The organism is Streptomyces sp. NPDC005483, from assembly GCF_040606035.1.
Lineage (GTDB): Bacteria > Actinomycetota > Actinomycetes > Streptomycetales > Streptomycetaceae > Streptomyces.
In genome coordinates this window covers 31047-50816 of the sequence record NZ_JBEXEA010000048.1, presented here as the reverse complement: position 1 = coordinate 50816, position 19770 = coordinate 31047, and the positions used below count along the sequence as shown (strand labels likewise).

Below are 19770 nucleotides of genomic sequence, written 5' to 3'. Positions count from 1 at the left end.
GTACCGCTTCGTGTACTTGCTTCCCACCTGGTGCTACTTCCTCTGGAACCTCAGGTTCCAGTCTCCAGGTGTCCACGATCAAGGGGAAGCTTCAGGTTGCGGCTGTTGGGCAGTTCGGGGTGAGAGCTCTTTGTGCGGACGGCCTGCTCCACCAGGGCTCTGGCTTGCGGGTTTTGGTAGAGGAAGGTGCGTGAGACGCGGGCGGTACGGGCAACGGCTGCGACGGTGACAGGGGTATGGTCGCGCGCCATAGCCGTCAGGGCGGTCTGGAGGCGTTGAAGCATCTCTTGGGTGGCTTGGCGGCGGGCTCGTACGGCCGCGTCGGTGCGGGAAGTCCTCATGGCTGCCCTGTGGTGTCGTCGGGGGCTGGCAGTGCTGCGAGGTCTCGGGCGCGGAAAGCGGTGCTCCAGGTGCGGTGGAAGTAGTCCTGTGGGCGACGCAAGTCGAGGGTGAGGGCTTCGTCGAGGATGCCGAGGGCGGCCAGGGCCTGCTCGAGTCCTTTGATGGCCTGGGCGGTGGGTTCGAAGACGGTGTGGAGGTAGTCGGCGGTGGCATCGTCGGGGGCGTTCTCGGCGATGGAGCGCCATTGTTCGGCTTTGCGGCGCCAGTAGAGGAGATCTGCGCCGGACAGGACGAAGTTGTCGCAGTTCTCGCAGTCGAGTTTCCAGGGGCAGGCTCCGCCGTCGACGACGGGTTGGTAGGTGCAGAACCCTCCGTCGGTGGGGGTGCTGCGGCGGGAGAGGTCCAGGGCCAGGGCGAGGGCTGTCTCGCGGTCCATGGGGGTGGTGTCGCCGGAGAGGAGTTCGCCTGGGTGGGGTGCGCCGGGCCCGGCTACCCAGACGGTGTTCAGGACGTCTTCGAGGTCGCTGTTGGTGATCTTCACGTAGTGCTCGGCCATGCGTTCGGAGAGCTGGCCGAGGTAGCGGCGGATGTGGGTAAGCGTGGCGCCGGCGCGCAGCAGGTTGGTTGCCAGGGTGTGGCGGGCCTGGTGGGCGACGTAGGCGCCGCCGAGGTCGAGGTCGTCGATCCAGGTCTTGAAGCGCTGGTTGAAGTGTCCGTAGGAGATCGGCTGCCGGCCGTTGGGGTTGCGGATGCGGGAGGGGAACAACGCTAAGCCGGGGCGTTCGGCGGCTGTTGGGATGCGGCCGTAGCGTTTTTCGAAGAGCTGGAGTGTCTTGGTGCGGCGGGCATCGAGGCGTTGGTGGATGAGCTCGGGGATGCGGATGCCCTCGTTGTAGTTGCCGACCTTGGTCTGGTCGTGCCACAGCATGGCCAGGCCGCGGTAGCGGCCGAGGCAGTCCAGCCGCAGTCCGACGACTTCGCTGCAACGGCGACCGGTGGCGACGATGGTCTCCCAGATGTCCCGCAGGCCCCGGTCGTTGAGGTCGAGTTCCTCCAGGCGGCGCAGGTTGGTCTCGTCGGTCAGCGCACGGGCGACGTCGTCGCTGAAGGGGTTGCGGGAACGCTGCTTTAGGCCGGTGCCGCCGAAGGGGATGGCGGTCAGGAAGCCGGTGTCGATGCCGAGGCGTTCGGCGTGGCCGGCGGTGATGGCGCTGTAGAGCAGCTTGCGTGCCCCGTTGAAGACGAATTGGCAGCTCAGATCGGTGACGGTGGGGGATCGTCCGTCGACCAGGACCATGCCCAGGGACGGCAGGTTGTGGCGGGCGCGGTGGCGCTGGTCGGCGACGAACCGCTCGGCGTGCTCACGGCGCAGCGCGGTGGGGTCGTGGCCGGCGTCGGGGGCGTCGGCCTGGAGGAAGACGCCCAGTTCGACGGCGGCACGGCGCATCTGGTCGAAGGGGCCTCGGGTGCGGGGGCACTGCGGGGATCGGAGCCACTCGGCGAGATGGTCCCAGAGCAGGTCGCGCAACCACCTCTGGGGAACGGCGGTGATGTCGAAGTGGCTCTGGGCGTTCTTGAAGCGCCGTCCGAAGTGATCGGTCTCCAGGAAGCCGGAGTCCTTGGTGTCTGAGGGGCTGTAGTAGACGCAGCGCAGGCCGTTGACGGTCTCCCAGCAGATCTGGCGCACCATGGAGTCGAACTGCCTGCGGGTCAGGCCCTGGTAGCCCTCCCCGTCGAGGTCGCTCAGGGAGGTGAAGCGTCCGCGCCAGCAGTGGTTGATCAGGTTCTTGATGCCGTTGAGGTCCCAGGTCGAGCGTTGTTCGACTCGTGCGTGGGCGTTCAGGCCCCACTTAATCTCTGCGGCGAGCAGTGGGGGCAGGCCGTGCAGGTTGATCAGTCCGGGCTGGGTGACGGGGAGCGCCTGGGCACACCAGGTACGGAAGGCGTCTTCGTCCTGATAGGTCACCGGCAGACGCCTGCCGTGCCGCCCCCTGCCGTGGGCCGAGGTATCGACTTCGGCTCCCCCGGGGCGGCCTTGTCCCTGATAGCGGTTTTCGTGCTGGCGGCACAGTCCCAGCGAGGAGGAGGCCAGCAGAGGGCACACCGCCTGGCAGGTGCCGTATCCCGCCAGCGGGGTTTGTGTGCCCAGCCACTGCTGGAATGCTTCTTCTTCGGCCCGTGCAGTGCCGGCGTGGTGTTGCCAGCGTGCGTAGTGCTGGCTGCACAGCCGGAGCGCGGCCGTGGTGGCCGGCCGTTGCGGGCAGATCCGGCAGGGACCGTGGTCGATACCCCTGACAGCAGGGAGCGGCTCGGCGGTGCGCAGGAAGTCGGCTCTGGTCATGCCGGATGCCTGTACCTGAGCCCACAGCTGGTGATGGGATTCGCAGATGACGTGGCTTACCTGACGGGAGCGCCCGCAGCCGTTGATGGAGCATTCCCAGCCATAGACCGGGTGCTGAGGCGGGATCCTGATCAACGTGTCGCGATAGAGCGGATCGAATGCGGGAGCGTCGATGAGGGCCGTGAGCAGTTCGAGCCGGTCGCGGCCGATGCGGGTGGTATCGGTGCGGCCGGGCAGCAGCGTCAGCGGGATCACGGTTGTGTCCCCCAGACCTCCTCCAGCGCTGCGGTGAAGACCGGGTCGTGGACGTCGACGTGGCCGTAGACCTGCTCGACGGTCGCGGCCGAGGCCCAGCCGCCGGCCTCCCGGGCGATCACCGCGTTGCCCCGTGCGGCGTCCAGTACCGCGGTGGCGAAGCTGTGCCGGAAGGCGTGCGGCACCACCCGGCCGATCTCCACGCGGGTGGCAGCCCGGCGCAGCATGCCACGGGCCGCTGCGGTGGTCCACGGCTGCCCTCGGGAGGGGCCGTGCAGGCTGACCAGGAGCATGCCGTGAACGGGCTGGGCGGGGTACTGGGTGGTGATGTACTCGAAGTAGGTGTGGATCATCGCCGGGCTCGCCCGGCGCACCGTACCCCCGGACACCGCGTTGTCCTGCCAGGTCCAGGGTGTTTTGGTTTTGACCCGGGCCCGGTTGGCGTTGTCCTCGCGGTGGCAGATGTGCACGTGCGGCCCCCGGCACTGACCGCACGCGGCTTGCTCCCGCAGGTGCAGGTCGACCAGGCGCAGCCCGCACAGCTCCCCGATACGGAAACCGCCGTCGGCCAGCCAGGTGATCACCATCCGGTCCCGGGCGCACGACACCGCCCCCAGCAGCAGATCCCGGGCGCCTTCGGGCAGCATCTTCGGATGCCGGCGCACCCGCTCCGCCGGAGCCAGAGGGTTCGCGGGCATGCTGTACAGGACGTGCCCGAGCATCGCCCGCCGCCGGTCCGCCCGCGTCGGCAGCCGCGTCACACGCAGCGCCTCCGCCAACGACGGGTTCACACCGAGGGTGCCCAGGTGGAGGTAGAAGCCCTTCAGGCAAGCTGCTGCGGTCTTCAACGCGCTGTGCCCGTACGGGCGTTTACCCTCCCGCCACGGCAGACCGAACGGCCCCGGATAATCCGCCCCCAGAGCCGCCATGTAGTGCCGCAGATCCTCAAGCGACACCGACCCAGTGTCCAGGCCCGCGAACCGCAGCCACCGCAGATGATCCACCAGCACATACGCATACGTACGATCCGTACCCGCCCGGCAGGCACGCAGGAACCCGTCCGCCTCCACCACCACCGAGCAGTCCGCGTCCACGACCGTGTAACAGACCCGCCCGCCGGCACGGACGATCTCCTGCACACGTAACTCGCCCACCACCAACCGAACACCCACCACGCGCCGCCCCCTCCGCACCGGGAACCGCCCCAGCAGCGGCACCTCAGCCCGCAGTCCACACCCCTCCCCCACACCCGCAGACCACTCCACGCGAACGTCCCACACACGTCAGTGACGGTTGGTAAAGTCCGTCACCCTCACACGCCAGAACGCCGGAAGGGCAACCTCGCTGCCGACGTCAGCGAGGACAGGCGTGCCCCTCCGCCCGGTGCCCCATCCACACCACCACGTCGCATACCCGCAGCACACTCACCGTCTCCGGCACCCCCGCGACCCGCCGGAGCTCCAGCAGTTGGCGGTGCAAAGCAGCGTCGTTTTCACGCAGCGCAGCATGCAACGCAAGCCAGAACGAGGGGCGCGGGCGGCCCAGAGCGCAGCGCACCACCTTGTCGTAGACCGGCAACAGACGCGGACGCTTACGAGCCAGGAGCTTGCCTGCGATCACCCACCCGACATCGGACTGTCCTTCGAGCAGTTCCCAGGCCCGGGCCGCTGGCGATCCCGGAGCCAAGTCGGATACCGCAGCCTCGACCATGTCCATGTCCCTGGGAATGGCCTGCAACAGTCCGGACAGCCGCGCGCCGAGGCGGCCCTCCAGAATGTCCAGCGCAACAGGCGCCGGAACGGTGACCGACAAAGTCTGCACCGCGACCAGGTCCTCCGCCGTGATCCGATCAGCAACCTCCGGCCGGTCTCCCCCACCCGCCAGATGCTCGAACCGGCTCCCGGTGAACGACATCCCGCCGGGCGGCACACCTATGCCGAAGTAATGCCGCAGGTCACCGATGACACGCTCGGCACGCAGCAGTTCTTTCAACCGCTGCCCCAACGGCGACAACGACGCTCCGCTGGGAGAGATCACGCGAATCCATCCTTCATCGAGAAGCAGCTGTCCTGCGCCACACCCGTCCTGCCGCGACGGGCACCGCCGCCGCGGCAGGATGACGGCAGCTTGTACTCACCGGAGGGGCACAACCGGGTTGCGGTCCGTTCGGGCTCTCTCCAACAGCGCTGTATGCCCAAGGTCTGAAGCTATCGGCGGGACACGGCCGACAAAGAGCCGGGGTACAGCTGGGGCGTGCGCAGGCTACGTGGTGCCGCGGCCAGCAACCGATCGTAAATTCGCAAATTCCTATTCGCCGCTGCTGCCTCAGCGGTGTGCGGGGCGCAGGTACATCGGCAGGACGGTGCGCATGAGCTGTTCGCCGCGGGTGGTGATGGCCTCGAAGTCGTTGCGGGCCATGGCTGCGAAGTTGGTCGAGTAGGAGGCGACCGCGCTGCGCGGGACGAGGTCGGCGGGCGGTGCGGGCAGCCGGTCGTCCTTCATGCCGAGGTACGCGAGGGCGAAGCCGTCGATGCGCCCGCTCGCCGCCCACTCGTGCAGGCGGGCGCGGGCGGAGTCCTGGGCCTTGCGGTGGACGGTGGCGAAGGAGCGGTTGAGGCGTCCGAACATGAAGTGCGGTGCTTTCAGGGTGAGTTCGCCCAGGCCGGCGTCGCAGGAGATGATGAAGGGGACGTCGTAGACGTGCTGGGTGTGTTGCGGTGAGCGTCCGGGCTCGAGGACGGACAGGCCAAGGTTGTCGTAGACGCCGCCGTCGGTGAGCAGCACGGTGTGCTGCTGGCTGTGTCCGTCGCGGTGCTGGAAGGTGAAGGTGCGTTCCAGCGTCGGCAGGAAGGCGGGGTAGGCGGCGGAGGCTGCGACGGCGGTGGCGACGTGGATGGGTTCGGTGATGGTGCCATAGCGGGAGCAGCCGCTACGGGTGCTCCCGAAGCGGACGGCGTTGGTGGTGGCCAGGTCGGTGGCCGTGAGGACGACGTCGAGGCCGGGGTGGGTGACGTCGGCCATGGTGGTGGTGCCGAATGCCTTGTGGGTGAGAACGGCGGCCAGGGCGTCGGTGCGGTTGGCAGGGCGGGCGACGCTGACGCCGCCGTGGCGGGAGAGCAGTCCGCGGGTGCCTGCGCGGGCCGCCGCGGTCAGGTTGCGTACGGCCGCAGAGGGCTTGAACGCCTGTCGTGCGATGTCCAGCTGGAGGCCGGAGCGCAGCAGGTCGGTGGTGCAGGTGTCGAAATCGGCAAAGTCTTGCGGGCCGTAGGCCCACAGAGCGGCGAGGAGGGATCCGCCGGAGATGCCGGAAACGACGCGGATGCGGTCGAGGAGATCGCGGTCATGAAGGGCGCGCAGGCAGCCGAGGTGGAAGGCGGCCGCGCGGGAGCCGCCGCCGGACAGGGCGAGGCCGATGGTGCGAGTCATGGGCGAGCCTTGCGTGGAATGGAGACGGAACGGTGGGGGCGGGTGGCGTAGCCGCCGGGCCACCAGGTCAAGGGGCCGAGGCGAGCGGATGGTTGTAGTTGCGGCGGGGGCGGCTCGGCCGCGGCGGAGGCAGTGCGGGTGGCGAGGTGGGCGTAGAGGTGGGGGCCGTCACCGGTCGCGAGCCACTTGTGCCAGACGGGGTCCGGTCCCCCGGCGATCAGGACCAGGGCGCGGGCGGGGGCGTCGCTCAGGGGGAGGGTGAGGCTGGTCATGGCGGCGCGGTCGGTGGCACTGGGCTGCGCGGCGGTGTGCGGGTGGGTGTGCCACATGCCCAGGAAGCGGCTGATGTTGCCGGTCGCCTCCCGGCGGGCGGCGAGGTGGCCGCTGACGCCGTCCAGGCCGTGCCGGAAGTAGGCCTCCGTCAGCAGGGAGTCGGGGGGCGGGCCGGTGGCCTCGTCGACGAAGATCACGCCGGTGGCGTCGTCGATGAGGCCGAGGAGGGTGCCGCCGGTTTCCACGAGCGGGCCCCTGACCCGGGTGCCGCGGCGGGCTTCCGCGCGCATTTCGGCCAGTGCGGCGGGGGTGATGCGCACGTCGTAGCCGGTGGCCTCATCTGTGACGACGGTTTCGTTGGGCCAGGTCAGCCAGCGCGGCCCGGCGGGCTGGGCGCTGGCGGGGCCGGCGGGCATGCGGACGATGAGCGTGGCCATGGTGTGCCGGCCGCCGGGGTCGGCCAGGGCGTGGAGGATGCCCGTCACCAGTTGTCCGGCCAGCGCGGTGACATCGGCGGCCGATCCGGTGAAGGTGGCGTCCGAGCAGCCGGGTTCGGGCTGGAAGAGCTCGGTCGGTGGCTGGGTGGGGAAGAAGTCCTCGATCAGGTCGTCGAAGGCGTGCGTGGCGTCGGTGTGCGCGGCCAGCGCGGTGCGGCGCAGGACGTCGGTGCCACCGCCGGTGGCGCCGCGGGGTGAGAGGGCGGCGAGGCCGCGGGTGGCGTGGTGGCCGATCATCAGCGTGGCCAGGTGGGGCCACGGGGTGGCATCGGTGCGGCGGGCACGTTCGAGGTGGGCGCGGACGATGCGGTTGGCGGTGCAGTCCCAGATCAGGTCGAAGGCGCGCAGGTCGAGTTCGGACAGCCGGGTGGTGATGTCCCCAACGACGGCTTCGACGCGGGTGGTGTGGGGGTCGATCCGGTTAAGGCGGTCGGCCAGGACGCTCGCCTTGGGCAGGCCGATGTCGGCGTCCGTATAGGGCTGGCGCGCCAGAATTCCCGGATGGACGAGCGCCTGGTCGGCGACGGTGAGCTGCGCGGCGCCGGCGCGTGCGCACATGTCGGCGACGGGGGCGCCCAGGGCACCGGCGCCCAGGACGAGGATGCGCTTGCCCCGCAGCCAGGCTGCGGGAGTGGCGTGGTCGCGGCGAACGGTGATTTCGGGGCGGGCCTCGTACACGCGCATCCACCGGGTGGGCAGACGGTCGAGCCACTCGGTGCCGAACTGGACGACCTCCTCGCCAAGTTCGGCCAGGTGCGCATGTCCGCTGAAGGCAGTGTCGACGGTCAGCCGGCCGAGCCGGTCGGCGAAGTCGGGCAGGTGCCAGGCCACCAGGTGGGTCTGGCGCGGGCCGTCGCCCGCGATGCCGCGTGAGGGGGTACCCAGCAGCAGGTGCACCGGCGCGACCGGAGTGTCCTCGTCGTCCTCGTCCGGCGCCTTGCCGTCGGGGTGGAGCAGGGTGCGGTTGTGGTCCGCGACGAATCCCGTCAGCCCCAGCAGCAGACGTGACGTGATGTGGTCGCGGGCCAGGGCCTCGACCAGTTCCCGCGCGGTGAGCGGGTATTCGAACGTCAAGTGCTTCGTGGTGACGACGGCGGGGGCGAGGAACGCGCGGGCGTCGGCCGGGAGGGCGGTCATCTCCCGCAGCTGCTCCGGGCTGCCGGGCCAGGGGTCCTCGATGGCAAGCCAGCCCACCACGTCGCATCGCGTGTCGGTGACCTGGTGCAGTACGGCGGCGCCCAGCCACGGCCCGTCCGGCCGTGCGACGGGTGCGTCGCGGCGGATCACGAGGAGCCCCGCCGCGCGGTCGGTCAGGGCATTCGGAGGGTGCAGGGGTTCCCCGGGGCGGTCCAGTTCTCCCGCGGCGGCCGCTTCGAACCAGTCCAGGAGGCGGTTGATGAACCCGTACATGCCGTCGGCCGGATCCCACTCGGTCGCCGTCGAACGGTACAGACACAGGTGGCGGCCCCAGTTGACGTGCGGGGCACCCGCGAACCGGGTATGCCGGGTCCGCACACTGGGGGCGGTGAACGGGAAGCGCGGGGGGATCAGCAGGGTGACCGCCTCGACGCTGCGCAGCCTCAGGCCGCCTGGGGTGCGCGGCAGGTTGGCGCAGCCGATGCTGATGCGGGCCTCGACGTACCCGGCCCGGTCGGCGACAGCGGCCACATGCGTGGCCGCCACCGCTCCTTGGGAGGCCTGGACGATGCGGTGAAGCTGGTCGAGGGCGAGCCGCTGGCCCTCGGTGAGGTCCAGGGCGGTGCTGTCCTTCACGCGGCACCGAATCCGATCTGTACCGCCGGCTCGGCCTTGTCGCCCCTGGCCTGCTGCACACCGGCGCGGGCGGCGTCCGTGCCGCGCCGATGCGGGAGGCTGGCCGCGCCGGTGAATGAAGCGGCCGGGAAGCGGGTGGTGCCCATCGCGGCCAGCAGCCGTCGGCCGCCGCCTGCGGCCTTCAGTACCTGGGCCTTGTTCTCCAGGTCGGTGACGTCGACGAGTTCCAGCCCCAAGCCCGGCTCCAGAGCGAAGACCACCGGCCGGGGCTCCTCCTTGGAGGGGTACTCCCCCGTGCACAGCACCTCGTAGTCGGTGATCGACTCATAGGCGGTGCGGGCCAACAGGTGCGGCGGGTCGTTGCCCGTGTCGTCCTTGTCGCGGAAAGGCCGCGAACTGGAGATCACCCGGGCATCCGCGACGGCATGCGCCTCAAGCTGGTCGAGGATGTCCTGCTTGAGCTCCTCCTCGCCGTCCTCGCCCTTGGCGTACATGACCTTCTTCGAGCAGTGGTGCGGGGAGAGCAGCACGTCCCACTCGATGCGGTCGGTGCGGCCGTGGAACTCGCTGTAGTCGAAGATCTTCTTGATGGTGGGGTAGGCGAGGTCGCCCAAGAACAGCAGCCGGCCCGTCGTACCGTCGTCCGTGTGCAGCTGCACCTGCAGGGCCAGGGAGGTGTCGTTGCGGTCGCCGGCGCAGTCGTCCTTGAAGGGCGCGTGGACGAACGCCTCGAACCTGTCCGAGACCTCCACGCCGTCGACTGTCGTGATGGACTCCCCGGGGAAGGTGAAGTACTCGTCCGGCAGCTGCGCGTAGGAGTGGTCCTCGCGGTCCTCGTCGTAGCCGATGATCCGCACCCGGTCCCCGCTCGCGGGCTCCTTGCCGTCCTCGATGGCCTGGAGGGTGGCGTCCACGCGCCGTTCGACCTCTTCCTGGAAGCGGCGGGCGTCCTCACACATGTCCTTGTCCTCGGACAGCTCCCGCCACAGCCGGGGCGTCGCCCAGATCTCCCCGATCAGGATGGAGCTCTCCAGCAGATCGCCGAACCCGCAGCAATGATCCTTATCCGCGTGGGTCAGGGCGAAAACCGCCAGGTAAGGCGTCTTACCATCGGGCTGCGGCAGGATCTCCTCCAGCCGGTCGATGACGGCGGCGACCACAGCGTCGTCCTCGTCGGCCGCCTTCATATCCCGCAGGTCCACCTGCACCACCAGGTCACCGCCCAGCACGATCGTGGTGGAGTCACCCGTGCCCACCGGCCAGAACACCACCCCCTGCCCGGGAAGTTCCGTCTCGACCATGTCCTACCTCTTCACTCAATAATGATCAACTAGCGGGAAAAGCACACCAGTTCACTGCTCCTGCCAGATGTACCACGCACCACTGACAACGCCGCCGCCATCGGGCCGGTGGAGATCGACACAGACGTCTCCCCGTCGTGCACGGCGCTCTCCGCCTCCCCACGGCCGGCGAACGAGTGCTGATGCCGCCCGGCGGTCCGGACCAGGAAGCACGTGGCCGCGTCGATACCAGCCAGGCCAGGATCACGTTCGGCGCGGTGTGCTTCGGCACCGGTCACAGGATTGCCATCCACCATGACCGTCACCGTCTTGCGCCTGTTCTCTTGCTGCTGGATATCTGGCGTCGTCATGACGACCACCTCGCTCCCGGCCCGCCGCGGCGGTCCGGGATATACGAAAGGCGGGCTCGGAGCCCGCCTACTTGCTCTTCTTCGAGCCGCGCGACGCGCGCTCGTTCACCGTCGTCGACGGGTGCCTGCGCACCGTCGACTGCTTCACGAACCGCCCCGTGACCGCACTCCGACCACGCTTCCCACCAGACCCACTCGCCTTACTGGCCTTGCCGGGCATGACGCACCTCCTGTTCCGAGGGCCACATCGGCCCCGCCACGCCCAGGACAGCATGCACAGCACTTCGCCTGCAACATTTTTTGAGTGACAGTTTCCCTGTCGTACGTTTACACAAGAAAGCCGCCCGAGGTGACGGGCGGCCTTCTGGCGGCACAGGTAGCTTTACGTCGCGGGACCCGCGATGATGCCAAGATTGATCAGCCGGTAGCTCATGGCCATCTCGCTCATCTCGAAGCGTCCGGCCATGAGGTGCACCAACTGCTGGGCTGTACGGAACTCGGCCTCGCGTGCTGCGCGACGCATCAGTGGCTCAGGAGCCAGCAGAGCCGCCGCGAAGCGGTTGGCTTCCATCTCCTCACGATCCGTGGCCATGCTCGAGACCGTGTCACGGAAGTTGACACGGGTATCGGTATCCAGGATCAGCGGCCGGCCGCGATGCAGCCTCAGGTGCCCAAGTTCGTGAGCCACCGTGAAACGCCGTCGGTTCTCGTGGTGTTTCTGATTCACACCGATGACCTGCTCGTCTCCCCGGCGCAGCAGCATGCCGGAGACGTCATCTGGCATCTCCTGCGGGACGACAAGTACACCCAGCTTTTCCGCGATCAGCACCGGGTCGATGGGTGCCTCGTCGATGCCAAACTGCGTCAGCAGCGCCTTGGCTGCTGCGTCAGACCTGGCCATCGCGCACCCTCCGTTCAAACGCCTCTGACGCCACAGACGCCACCGCGTTCGCAAGATGGTCTGGCAGCCCGTTCACCTGGCCTGGCTCCTGCAGATCCGGCAGCAGGTCAGCCGGCTCTACATCGAGTGCTGACGCAAGGCGCACCAGCCGGTACGGAGGAGGAGCTTGCGCGCCGGACTCGATGTTCGTAATAGACCCGCGCGTCAGTCCCGCCTTCCGGGCCAACAACTCCTGCGTCAGCTTCGCCCGTATCCTCGCCACGCGCACCCGGCGCCCAATCTCGGCATTGAAACCCCGCTCAACATCGTCCACGCCACTCCCCGCGATGACAGCCACACTGGCATTCCAACTTAGTCCACCCTCACCAAGACCACCACAGCGGCTCCCCGCGGCCAGCCAGAACTGTTTCCTGTCGTCTCGCCCCGGCACGGTTGGCTGCAAGCGCACGTGCCTGACAGCGGTGCCAAGCAGGGTGTTGGATGAAGGCCATGCAGGGATGGAAGAAGGCCACAGCGATCACATGTACCGCTATATGCGCGACAGCTGCAGTGGGACTAACCGTTGTGGCATTCGCAGTGGATCTGGCAACCGCGGACCAGATCGGCAGCCTCGTCGGAGCTTTGATCGGTCTGGCTGGCTTCCTGGTCTCTCTCTGGGCATTGCTACGCTCGCCCGCTACAGCCGTGGAAGCGTCCGATGGTGGCGTGGCCGCAGGCGGCAGTATCGGACGCATCGTGACGGGTGACAACAATCGCCTCACCTCGTCGGCACCGGCCCATCACCCAAGCGTCAGTCCCGCCCCGAGCACTGGCCCGGTCCGTGCCGCTGGGAGTGGCAGCACAGCAGCCGCAGGCAACATCGACGAAATCATCTCTGGTGACGGCAATATCACATGACCATGCCGAGATGGTGGCAGAGCAAAGACAAACACGTTCCGCCGAACAAGGCTGAACACAGCACGGCATCCGCGACGGGCAGTGCAAGGCGAGTCATCGCAAAAAGTTCCGTTGCGGCTGGTGGTGACATCGGAGCGTACGTCGAAGGCAACAACAACACGGTGTATGTCAACGACCCGACGGCCGAAGCTGGGACCGCAGGCGGGTTAGCGCCCCACGCCCGGCTTATCGGTGAGTGCGACCCCTTCGAGCTGGAAGTCCATCACGCGATCAAGGCTGTCCGCCCTCCTGATCCCCAAAATTCTGGATTGCCTGCATATGTCGCGCGCCCACACGATGAGGTTCTTGGGCGCGTAGTAGCAGCAGCGGCTGGCGGTCAGAGCCGCATGCTGATGCTGGTGGGCGAGTCGTCAACAGGAAAGACACGCTCGTGCTGGGAGGCAGTTCAAGCCCTGATAGCTGACGAGTGGGTTCTGTGGCATCCCTTTGATCCAACTCGCGCTGACGCCGCCCTTGCCGGACTGGAGTCTGTAGGTCCCAAGACGGTGGTCTGGTTGAACGAGGCCCAGCACTACCTCATGCCCGACACTACGGGCGAGCGGATCTCAGCAGCCCTTCGGTCGCTTCTCAGCGCTCCTGACAGAGCTCCCGTTCTAGTGCTTGGCACCCTGTGGCCGCGCTACTGGGACACGATCACCACTCTGCCTGCTGCCAACGAAACTGACGCTTACGCGCAGGCACGCGAGCTGTTGGCTGGTCGGGATCTTCGCGTACCCGATGCCTTCACCAGCGACGAACTCAAGGCCGCAAAAACGGCTGCCCGGGGAGACAGCCGCCTTGCTCTTGCACTTGACCACGCGGACAGTGGCAGAATCGCACAGTTTCTTGCAGGAGCCGAAGAACTGGCCAAGCGCTACGAACATGCCCCCACCGCGGCACGAGCGGTGCTCGACGTCGCCGTAGACGCCCGCCGCCTTCGGGCTATCGTCAACCTGCCGATCGGGTTTCTCGAACAGGCCGCAGCCGGCTACCTCACCGACGAGCAATTCCACGCACTCGACGACGACTGGTTCGAACAGGCCCTCTCTTACACCGCCCGCCCCGTACACGGCGGAACGGCACCTCTTCGGCGCATCCGTAGTCGCCCTGGCCAGCCAAGCCCTGCCAACGGTCCCGTCTACCGGCTTGCGGACTACCTGGAGCAGCACGGTCACCAGGTTCGCCAGGACATTTGCCCACCTGAATCCTTCTGGGAAGCCTCCCTCGTCCACATCGACGACCTCCAAAGCATTCGAGCGCTTGAGCGTTCCGCCAGAACGAGGTGGAGGCTGCGTCATGCCCGCTTGCTCCGCATCGCCGCTGACCAGCGAGATCCTGATCGCCAACTTCTCGCAGATCAAGCCACTTTGCACGCAGCTGGGCAGGCCCAGCAGGCAGAAGCGCTCGGTGCAGAGGCAGCGGCCCGCGGGCACGGTCCCGCTCTTCGCCGACTCTGCCTAGCTCACGAGGAAGCGGGACGCGCAGCTGAAGCCGAGAAGCTCGCTCTGGAAACTGCCCATGACCACCGCCATCTCATCGCTGAGCTCGTCAAAATACGTACGGAAGCTGGCCGGTTCCAGGACGCCGAACGACTCGCCCTGAAGGCCGTCGAACACGGCGCCCCGGGTGGACTGCCGGCATTGGCGTCAAGCCTCAGCAAGGTCGGGCAGGATCAGGACGCCGAGCGGTTCGCGCTGGAAGCAGCCAAGCACGGCAGCCCATACGTATTGGCGACGTTGGCCGAGAAGCACGCAAAGGCGGGCCATTTCACAGAAGCTGAAGACCTCGCGCTCAAAGCAGCTGAACATGGCGCCCCCTGGACGCTGGTCACCTTGGCGACCAGTTACGAAAGGAGCGGGCGCCAGCAAGAGGCAGAGCGAGTGGTTTCCGGGACCAAGGTCCAGGCACAAACGCTCGTCGCGCTTGCGGAAATGCGTGACGAAGCAGGACAGCGGACCGACGCCGAACGCCTGGCCGTGGAAGCAGCCGACAGGGGCGCAACCAAAGCGCTGTGCAGCCTGACACGCTGGCGGCACGACGCTGGCGAGACCGCGGAGGCCGAGCGTCTTGCCCTCAAAGCCGCCGAATATGGCGACACCGAAGGGCTGGACTACCTGGGGCGCGTGAAGCTCGCCGACGGCGATACAAAGGCGGCTGAACGACTGGCGCACACGGCCCTCAAAATCCGCAAAAGCGGCATCGCTCTGGGCACATTGGCTCGACTACACGCCGCGGAAGGACATGACGATGAAGCCGAGCGGCTTGGGAGGGAAGCAGCTCGCCACAGCGACGCAGCAACTCTAGGAGTCCTCGCTGAGAAGTATGAGAACGCTGGACGCCTCGTGGAAGCAGAACGTCTCGCCTTCGAAGCGGCACGGTTTAGAAACCCCCAGGCACTGGTGGCACTCGCAGCCCTACGCAAAGAGTCCAAAGACCACGCCGCAGCTGAGCGCCTAGTCGCCGAAGCGTCACGCCACGGAGAGCCAACCGCCCTGGACATGCTAGCCAAGTACTACCTTGCGGATGGATACCCAGAGGTAGCCAAGCGCCTCGCCCGACTGTCGGCAGACCGGGGAAGCGATAGCAAACGCAATCACTCGCCACAAGTTTGGCGACAGTTTTGGCCTCACGGCCTTGAGCCCGACGGCACACCCTCCCAGCCGTGGCCCGGAAGCACAGACCACGAGCACTCTCACGGCCAAGGCTGAAACCGGTCACTAGGACCTCGCGCTACCCCCATACGCCGGCTACCTGGCGAGGCTCCGCCGCCCCGACGTCGCGTACAAGTCCATGACGCAAAGATCCTGGTCAGCTACAAGCAACGCATCCACTCAACCGGTAAAACGGACGAGGCGCACCGGACGTCGGGGTCGATGGGTAAGGCGTGGGCGGACATCCACGACCAGAGTGTGATCCCGGCGTTGCGGCGGTTGTACCTGACCGCGACGCCGCGGATCTGGGAGGAGCGGCTGAGCCGGGAGGTCGCTGAGGGGGTGCGGGATCCGCTGCCGCGTCAGATGGCGGCGTCCATGGATGACGAGAAGGTCTTCGGACCCGTCCTGTACAAGCTCTCACTCGCCTCGGCCGTCTCCCGGGGCCTGCTGGCGCGGTACCAGATCATCGTCCTGGAGCTGAAGGACCCCGTCGTCACCCCGGAGAAGCTGATGGGCGAGGAGCGGCGCAGCGAGGAAGTGCGCGGGCAGCGCCTCGGAGCCCTCCAGGCCGCGTTGCTGCACACCATGGCGCAGCATGACCTGTCGACGTGCATCACCTTCCACCACCGCACCATCGAGGCGCAGGCCTATGCGGAGGGTCTGGAGCGGGTGGCTGCGAAGCTGCACGCGGATCAGCCCGAGACGTACCCGAAGCGGATCTGGGCCGACTGGCTGTGCGGCGAGCACGTCCCCGAACACCGGCGAGAGGTTCTTGGCTCGTTCGGGTCCACGGCGCAGCGAGCGGTGCTCTCGAACTGCCGGGTCCTGGGCGAGGGCGTCGACATCCGCGCGGTGGATTCAGTGGCCCTCCTGGACCCCAAGGGCGCGCCGCACGACATCGTCCAAGCCATCGGCCGGGCACTGCGGCAGAAGCCGGGACAGGGCAAACTCGCCTCCTTGATCGTGCCCGTCTTCCTCCAGCCCGGAGAGCAGCCCGAGGACATGTTCACCTCCGGCTCCTACCGGCCCCTGGTGAAAGTCCTGGAAGGCCTGCGGGCTCACGATGAAGAAGCCGTCGAGTTGCTCGCCATTCCCCAGGAGCCTCAGAAGGACGTCGCGCAACCATCCGTGAACATCGGTGTCGCGCCTGAGGAAGGCGAAGTCGAATCCCGTCTCCTGCTCCGTTTTGCCGCCCCACGCGACCCGGTGATGGTCGCGGATTGGGTCTCCTTCAACGTCATCGACACCGAGCGCCAGGACTGGGCCCGCGGCTGGGCAAAACTGAAGACATACGTCGAGCGAGTCGGGAATGCCCGCGTGCCCTACGGACACCGCGAAGGCGCGACACCGCTTGGGCAATGGGTGGCAGAGCAGCGGCGGGCCTTCTCGGCTGGGGAGATGAGCGGGCTGCGTGCCCGTCGGCTCGAGCAGCTCGGCATGGTCTGGAGCGTTGCTGACGAGCGCTTCCAGGAGAACCTGGAGGCCGCAAAGGCGTACGACCAGCACTGGACCCTCTGCGCTCCCAGGTCCGCGGCGATGCTGGACAGGCCGTTGGGGATGTGGCTCGCGAATTTGAGGCGGCCCGGTGCGTTGGACGGGCACCCGGAGTGGAAGACCGCGCTGGAAGCTGTGGACAAGGACTGGAACCCGCCGTGGTCGGCGGACTGGCAACGCCACTACGCCGCACTACGCGAGCTCCTGGCCGATGAACACGGACAGGCTGGTGAGACCGAGGTGCTGCCCGGGCTCACCGTCCACGGCATGGACATCGGGAAATGGCTGGCCCGGCAACGCAAGCCCGAGGTCTCGCAGGCCCTTCACGACGGGCAGCGCGAACGCCTGGAACAGCTCGGCATCACGCCGCCAGCCCCGGAGCCGGAAGCACCCGCGAAACCGCCCACCACGGCCATGAGCGCCTTCGAGAAGGGCGTAGCGGCCCTGGCGCAGTACAAGGCCCGGGAAGGGCACCTGACAGTGCCTAGGGGACACGTAGAACGGCTGGGCAACGGGAGCGAAGTCCGACTCGGAGTCTGGCTGACCAACACCAAGACCAGACGGGCGAAGCTCACCACCGAGCGGCTCGCGCAGCTCGCCGAACTCGGACTCGACTGGGCAGCATAGGAGGATCCGGGATGACGACCGTGGCTGAGCAGATCGAACTGCCCGGCCGACAGAGCGCAGGTTGGTGCGGAGCAGGGGGCTTAGCCTCCCCCTGCTCCGCGTTATTGCCCTATGGGCAGCCTAGCCAGACGGTCCGGCCTAGTAGGGGCACTCCAGCGTTGCGGAGCGCGTTTTGCAGGTAGACGGTCTGCCTTTGCAGAAGTTGCCGCCCCCTATCGAGCAGGTGCCGGTCTGTTGCGCCAGGTAGGGACGTGATGCCCGTTGGCGGGGAGAGCGTGGACCTGCTGAGTGTGGTTTGTAGCTGATGCAGCGAGGCGTTACGCGACGGACTTCGTCCGGGCACGGCCCGCTCTAGTAGGAAGTTCCAGGTTGCGTCAGGCAGATGCCGATCGGGCACGTTAGTGGGGTGCCTCTTGCCTGTTGGCCGATCTCGTGTGCTGGCGGTGGCAGCAGCCAACGCCAGCAAGAAACTGCTAACCCACGCGAGTTCTAGCTTGACGCTGCGTAGTCCATGAGTGGCGGCGAGCGGTGCCTTCTGTCCGCTCCAGAACGCTTCGTTTCGAGCTAGCTGTCCAGTGTTGTTCAGCGACGACGGCCTCGCTGGAGCGACAGACGTCGCTCCTCCCCCCGGAAGGCCGGCACTGGCTGCCGTGACTACGACAACACTGAAATCGCTACGGCTCTGAGGCGTCGATGCCATCACTACTGCTGCGGCAGCGCCAACGCAGAGCAGGACCAGCGCAACCCAATGAGCGATGCGTCGACTTCGTTGTAGGTGGTTCATGGCGTCACCTGTCCGATGAGGTGCAAGCCCTCCTCCTCGTTTTCCAGGACGCGGTTGATCCGGTTGATCATCGCGTCCCAGTCGGGGGCGTCGGGCACAACGTGGGCTGTGGCTTCGTCGCTTTCAGCGAGGAAGTCGAGCATCCGCTGGTGCGGGCTGTCGGGCAGAGGCTCGGGAGTCTCGTCGAACATGCAGTGTTCCCTTCGGTTTGGTCTGACGGTGGGTGAGGTCCTGTACCGCGCGTTGCAGCGCTCGGCGCAGGATCTCTGTGAGTCGTGCGTTGTTCTCTCCTTTCGTGACGGGGTGTCCCCCGAGCGGGACCAGCTAGGTCCCCTCCCCGAAGCGCGGAAGCGGCGTAACCGAAGTTGATTGACTTCCGCGAATCGGAGGCAGGAGCTAGATGTCCTACTGACCGTCGGCTACTTGACGCTGCCGGCCTTCGTAACTGCGGCCTTGAACCGCCGCGACACGGTCGGCCCGCTCACACCGAGGAGCTCCGCGACCTCAACGCCGCTGAGGCCCCAGAGCACTCGGTACTCCCAGACCTCAATCTCGGCTTCGTTCCCGATGGCGCTCTTGACTTCGTGGAGCAGCTCGACGAAGCGCACGCTGGCCGCCGTGGGATCTGCATCGCCACGCTGGGTCAGCCACGCCGTGTAGGCGTCGCCGACTTCTTCCACCGGCAACTCGACCACCTGCTTGCGGTATACGTGGCTGATCAGGACGTTCGTCGCGATCCTCCTTGCGTAGGCGATCGGATTGCCGGTGAAGGTCTTACCCTTGGCGATCACCCGGCACATGAGGAGGTGCACTTCCTGAGTGAGGTCCCGCGCCTTGTGCGGATCACGGGTCGCCCGCAAGAAGAAGCCGTAGACCGGCGGGTCGTACTCCTTGGCCAGCGCCGTGACCCACTCGGCCTGTTCAGGGCTGAGCTTCAGGGGCGTGGTACTCGCCTCCCTGGGTGGATCACCTCCGTGCTGGTCGTCTTCCGGCGCGTAGAAGGTCGTCATGTAGAGCTCCGTTCGTCGGGTACGCCACATAGCTCCACGCAACGGGGGCCGGAATCTTGCACATGTGGGGCGGTGAAAGATTCATGCGCGTGCTGAGTGGTGTGGGGCATGACGAAGAAGAACGACGCGGCCTCCGGCACCAAGGCCTCCGTGAGGCGGCCGACCGGCATGAAGTCCGGGAAGAAGCCGAAGACCTTGAACCAGAGCACCGAGGTCCGTGGAGGGTCCTCGCAGTCCGGGCGGCGGGTGCCGGGTCTGGGCGAGGCGCGGGAGGAGCCGGGTCCGGCATCGCGGGGGCGGTTGCTGGCGCGTATGACCGGAGCGGTCACGACCGGCGTGCAACTGATGCCGGACACGGAGGGCTTGCACAGCGGGCTGCTGCTCGCGGCGCTGGTGCTCCTGAGTATCGACGTGCTCATCGACGTGGGCATGTCGGTGATCGGCGTCTCGGGGCGCCTGTGGAGGGTGCTGCGGACCCTGCGGGCGTCGATGAAGCGAGACCCGGACGGAAACATAATTGCCACCGTCCAGGTCGGGGCACCATCCGTCCGGCGCGGGAACGGACTGCGGATCACCGGACGGGTGGTGAGCTCCTTGTTGATTGTCGGTTCGACGGTGATCAACGGGTGGCAGCACGAGTTGCTGGTCGCGGCGCTCACCACGCTCGTGGTCGACGTCATCTCCGAGAGCTTCGCGTTGTTGTCCGGCTACCTCCGTACGCGGCAGGGCTGACCAGCGTCGAGATCGCCGTGGCCCGGTCCGGGCCACGGCGGTCTCGGCGGCCGCGGCGATCTCGGCGCTGGTGG

16 protein-coding genes are annotated in these 19770 nt (G+C 67.4%); 4 read left to right on the top strand and 12 right to left on the bottom strand.

Annotation, left to right across the window (positions count from 1 at the left end; genetic code table 11):
* Positions 1 to 50 precede the first annotated feature (50 nt).
* From ABZT06_RS45085 to ABZT06_RS45040, 10 genes are all read right to left on the bottom strand, one after another.
* A complete protein-coding gene (locus ABZT06_RS45085; RefSeq protein WP_355754466.1) occupies positions 51 to 341 on the bottom strand; it encodes a DUF6262 family protein in 291 nt (96 codons plus the stop codon).
* Positions 338 to 2938 (bottom strand): site-specific integrase, encoded by a 2601-nt coding sequence (locus ABZT06_RS45080; RefSeq protein ID WP_355754463.1) that lies wholly within the window; start codon positions 2936 to 2938, stop codon positions 338 to 340. The genes ABZT06_RS45085 and ABZT06_RS45080 overlap by 4 nt, the downstream gene beginning before the upstream one ends.
* Positions 2935 to 4113, bottom strand: coding sequence for a tyrosine-type recombinase/integrase (locus tag ABZT06_RS45075; RefSeq protein ID WP_355754461.1), 1179 nt, complete (start codon positions 4111 to 4113; stop codon positions 2935 to 2937). Before ABZT06_RS45075 ends, ABZT06_RS45080 begins: the two co-directional genes overlap by 4 nt.
* Positions 4114 to 4291: 178 nt before the next feature.
* The gene (locus ABZT06_RS45070; RefSeq protein ID WP_355754457.1) at positions 4292 to 4975 is read right to left on the bottom strand and encodes a DUF6308 family protein; all 684 of its coding nucleotides are present in this window, start codon (positions 4973 to 4975) and stop codon (positions 4292 to 4294) included.
* A gap of 288 nt (positions 4976 to 5263) precedes the next feature.
* Positions 5264 to 6364, bottom strand: a complete 1101-nt coding sequence (locus ABZT06_RS45065) for a patatin-like phospholipase family protein (RefSeq protein WP_355754454.1) — start codon at positions 6362 to 6364, stop codon at positions 5264 to 5266.
* Positions 6361 to 8907, bottom strand: coding sequence for a ThiF family adenylyltransferase (locus tag ABZT06_RS45060; protein ID WP_355754451.1), 2547 nt, complete (start codon positions 8905 to 8907; stop codon positions 6361 to 6363). Before ABZT06_RS45060 ends, ABZT06_RS45065 begins: the two co-directional genes overlap by 4 nt.
* On the bottom strand, positions 8904 to 10208 hold the full coding sequence (locus tag ABZT06_RS45055) for a hypothetical protein (RefSeq protein ID WP_355754447.1): 1305 nt from the start codon (positions 10206 to 10208) through the stop codon (positions 8904 to 8906). Before ABZT06_RS45055 ends, ABZT06_RS45060 begins: the two co-directional genes overlap by 4 nt.
* Positions 10209 to 10237: 29 nt before the next feature.
* Positions 10238 to 10558 (bottom strand): hypothetical protein, encoded by a 321-nt coding sequence (locus tag ABZT06_RS45050; RefSeq protein ID WP_355754445.1) that lies wholly within the window; start codon positions 10556 to 10558, stop codon positions 10238 to 10240.
* Positions 10559 to 10940: 382 nt separating this feature from the next.
* Complete coding sequence (locus ABZT06_RS45045; protein ID WP_355754442.1) at positions 10941 to 11459, bottom strand: ImmA/IrrE family metallo-endopeptidase; 519 nt, start codon at positions 11457 to 11459, stop codon at positions 10941 to 10943.
* Positions 11446 to 11772, bottom strand: coding sequence for a helix-turn-helix transcriptional regulator (locus ABZT06_RS45040; protein WP_355754440.1), 327 nt, complete (start codon positions 11770 to 11772; stop codon positions 11446 to 11448). Before ABZT06_RS45040 ends, ABZT06_RS45045 begins: the two co-directional genes overlap by 14 nt.
* Before the next feature lie 167 nt (positions 11773 to 11939).
* Here ABZT06_RS45040 and ABZT06_RS45035 point away from each other — a divergent pair, with 167 nt between their 5' ends.
* The 3 genes from ABZT06_RS45035 to ABZT06_RS45025 all read left to right on the top strand — a co-directional run bounded on the left by ABZT06_RS45035 (position 11940) and on the right by ABZT06_RS45025 (position 17170).
* The gene (locus ABZT06_RS45035; RefSeq protein WP_355754438.1) at positions 11940 to 12356 is read left to right on the top strand and encodes a hypothetical protein; all 417 of its coding nucleotides are present in this window, start codon (positions 11940 to 11942) and stop codon (positions 12354 to 12356) included.
* Positions 12353 to 15103 (top strand): transcriptional regulator, encoded by a 2751-nt coding sequence (locus tag ABZT06_RS45030; RefSeq protein ID WP_355754436.1) that lies wholly within the window; start codon positions 12353 to 12355, stop codon positions 15101 to 15103. Before ABZT06_RS45035 ends, ABZT06_RS45030 begins: the two co-directional genes overlap by 4 nt.
* A gap of 165 nt (positions 15104 to 15268) precedes the next feature.
* Positions 15269 to 17170, top strand: a complete 1902-nt coding sequence (locus ABZT06_RS45025; RefSeq protein WP_355754434.1) for a Helicase associated domain protein — start codon at positions 15269 to 15271, stop codon at positions 17168 to 17170.
* Between the two features lie 780 nt (positions 17171 to 17950).
* On the opposite strand, the gene ABZT06_RS45020 is transcribed toward ABZT06_RS45025, so the two are convergent.
* A complete protein-coding gene (locus ABZT06_RS45020; protein ID WP_037713110.1) occupies positions 17951 to 18145 on the bottom strand; it encodes a hypothetical protein in 195 nt (64 codons plus the stop codon).
* Positions 18146 to 18373: 228 nt separating this feature from the next.
* Positions 18374 to 18964, bottom strand: coding sequence for a sigma-70 family RNA polymerase sigma factor (locus tag ABZT06_RS45015; protein ID WP_355754431.1), 591 nt, complete (start codon positions 18962 to 18964; stop codon positions 18374 to 18376).
* 108 nt (positions 18965 to 19072) lie between these two features.
* Here ABZT06_RS45015 and ABZT06_RS45010 point away from each other — a divergent pair, with 108 nt between their 5' ends.
* Positions 19073 to 19696, top strand: coding sequence for a hypothetical protein (locus ABZT06_RS45010; protein ID WP_355754428.1), 624 nt, complete (start codon positions 19073 to 19075; stop codon positions 19694 to 19696).
* The last annotated feature ends 74 nt before the right edge of the window (positions 19697 to 19770 follow it).

Bases quoted from the DNA above. Each gene is read 5' to 3' on its own strand.
- ABZT06_RS45085 (WP_355754466.1), bottom strand. From the start codon at position 341: ATGAGGACTTCCCGCACCGACGCGGCCGTACGAGCCCGCCGCCAAGCC.
- ABZT06_RS45065 (WP_355754454.1), bottom strand. From the start codon at position 6,364: ATGACTCGCACCATCGGCCTCGCCCTGTCCGGCGGCGGCTCCCGCGCG.
- ABZT06_RS45055 (WP_355754447.1), bottom strand. From the start codon at position 10,208: ATGGTCGAGACGGAACTTCCCGGGCAGGGGGTGGTGTTCTGGCCGGTG.
- ABZT06_RS45050 (WP_355754445.1), bottom strand. From the start codon at position 10,558: ATGACGACGCCAGATATCCAGCAGCAAGAGAACAGGCGCAAGACGGTG.
- ABZT06_RS45045 (WP_355754442.1), bottom strand. From the start codon at position 11,459: ATGGCCAGGTCTGACGCAGCAGCCAAGGCGCTGCTGACGCAGTTTGGC.
- ABZT06_RS45035 (WP_355754438.1), top strand. From the start codon at position 11,940: ATGAAGGCCATGCAGGGATGGAAGAAGGCCACAGCGATCACATGTACC.
- ABZT06_RS45030 (WP_355754436.1), top strand. From the start codon at position 12,353: ATGACCATGCCGAGATGGTGGCAGAGCAAAGACAAACACGTTCCGCCG.
- ABZT06_RS45025 (WP_355754434.1), top strand. From the start codon at position 15,269: ATGGGTAAGGCGTGGGCGGACATCCACGACCAGAGTGTGATCCCGGCG.
- ABZT06_RS45020 (WP_037713110.1), bottom strand. From the start codon at position 18,145: ATGTTCGACGAGACTCCCGAGCCTCTGCCCGACAGCCCGCACCAGCGG.
- ABZT06_RS45015 (WP_355754431.1), bottom strand. From the start codon at position 18,964: ATGACGACCTTCTACGCGCCGGAAGACGACCAGCACGGAGGTGATCCA.
- ABZT06_RS45010 (WP_355754428.1), top strand. From the start codon at position 19,073: ATGACGAAGAAGAACGACGCGGCCTCCGGCACCAAGGCCTCCGTGAGG.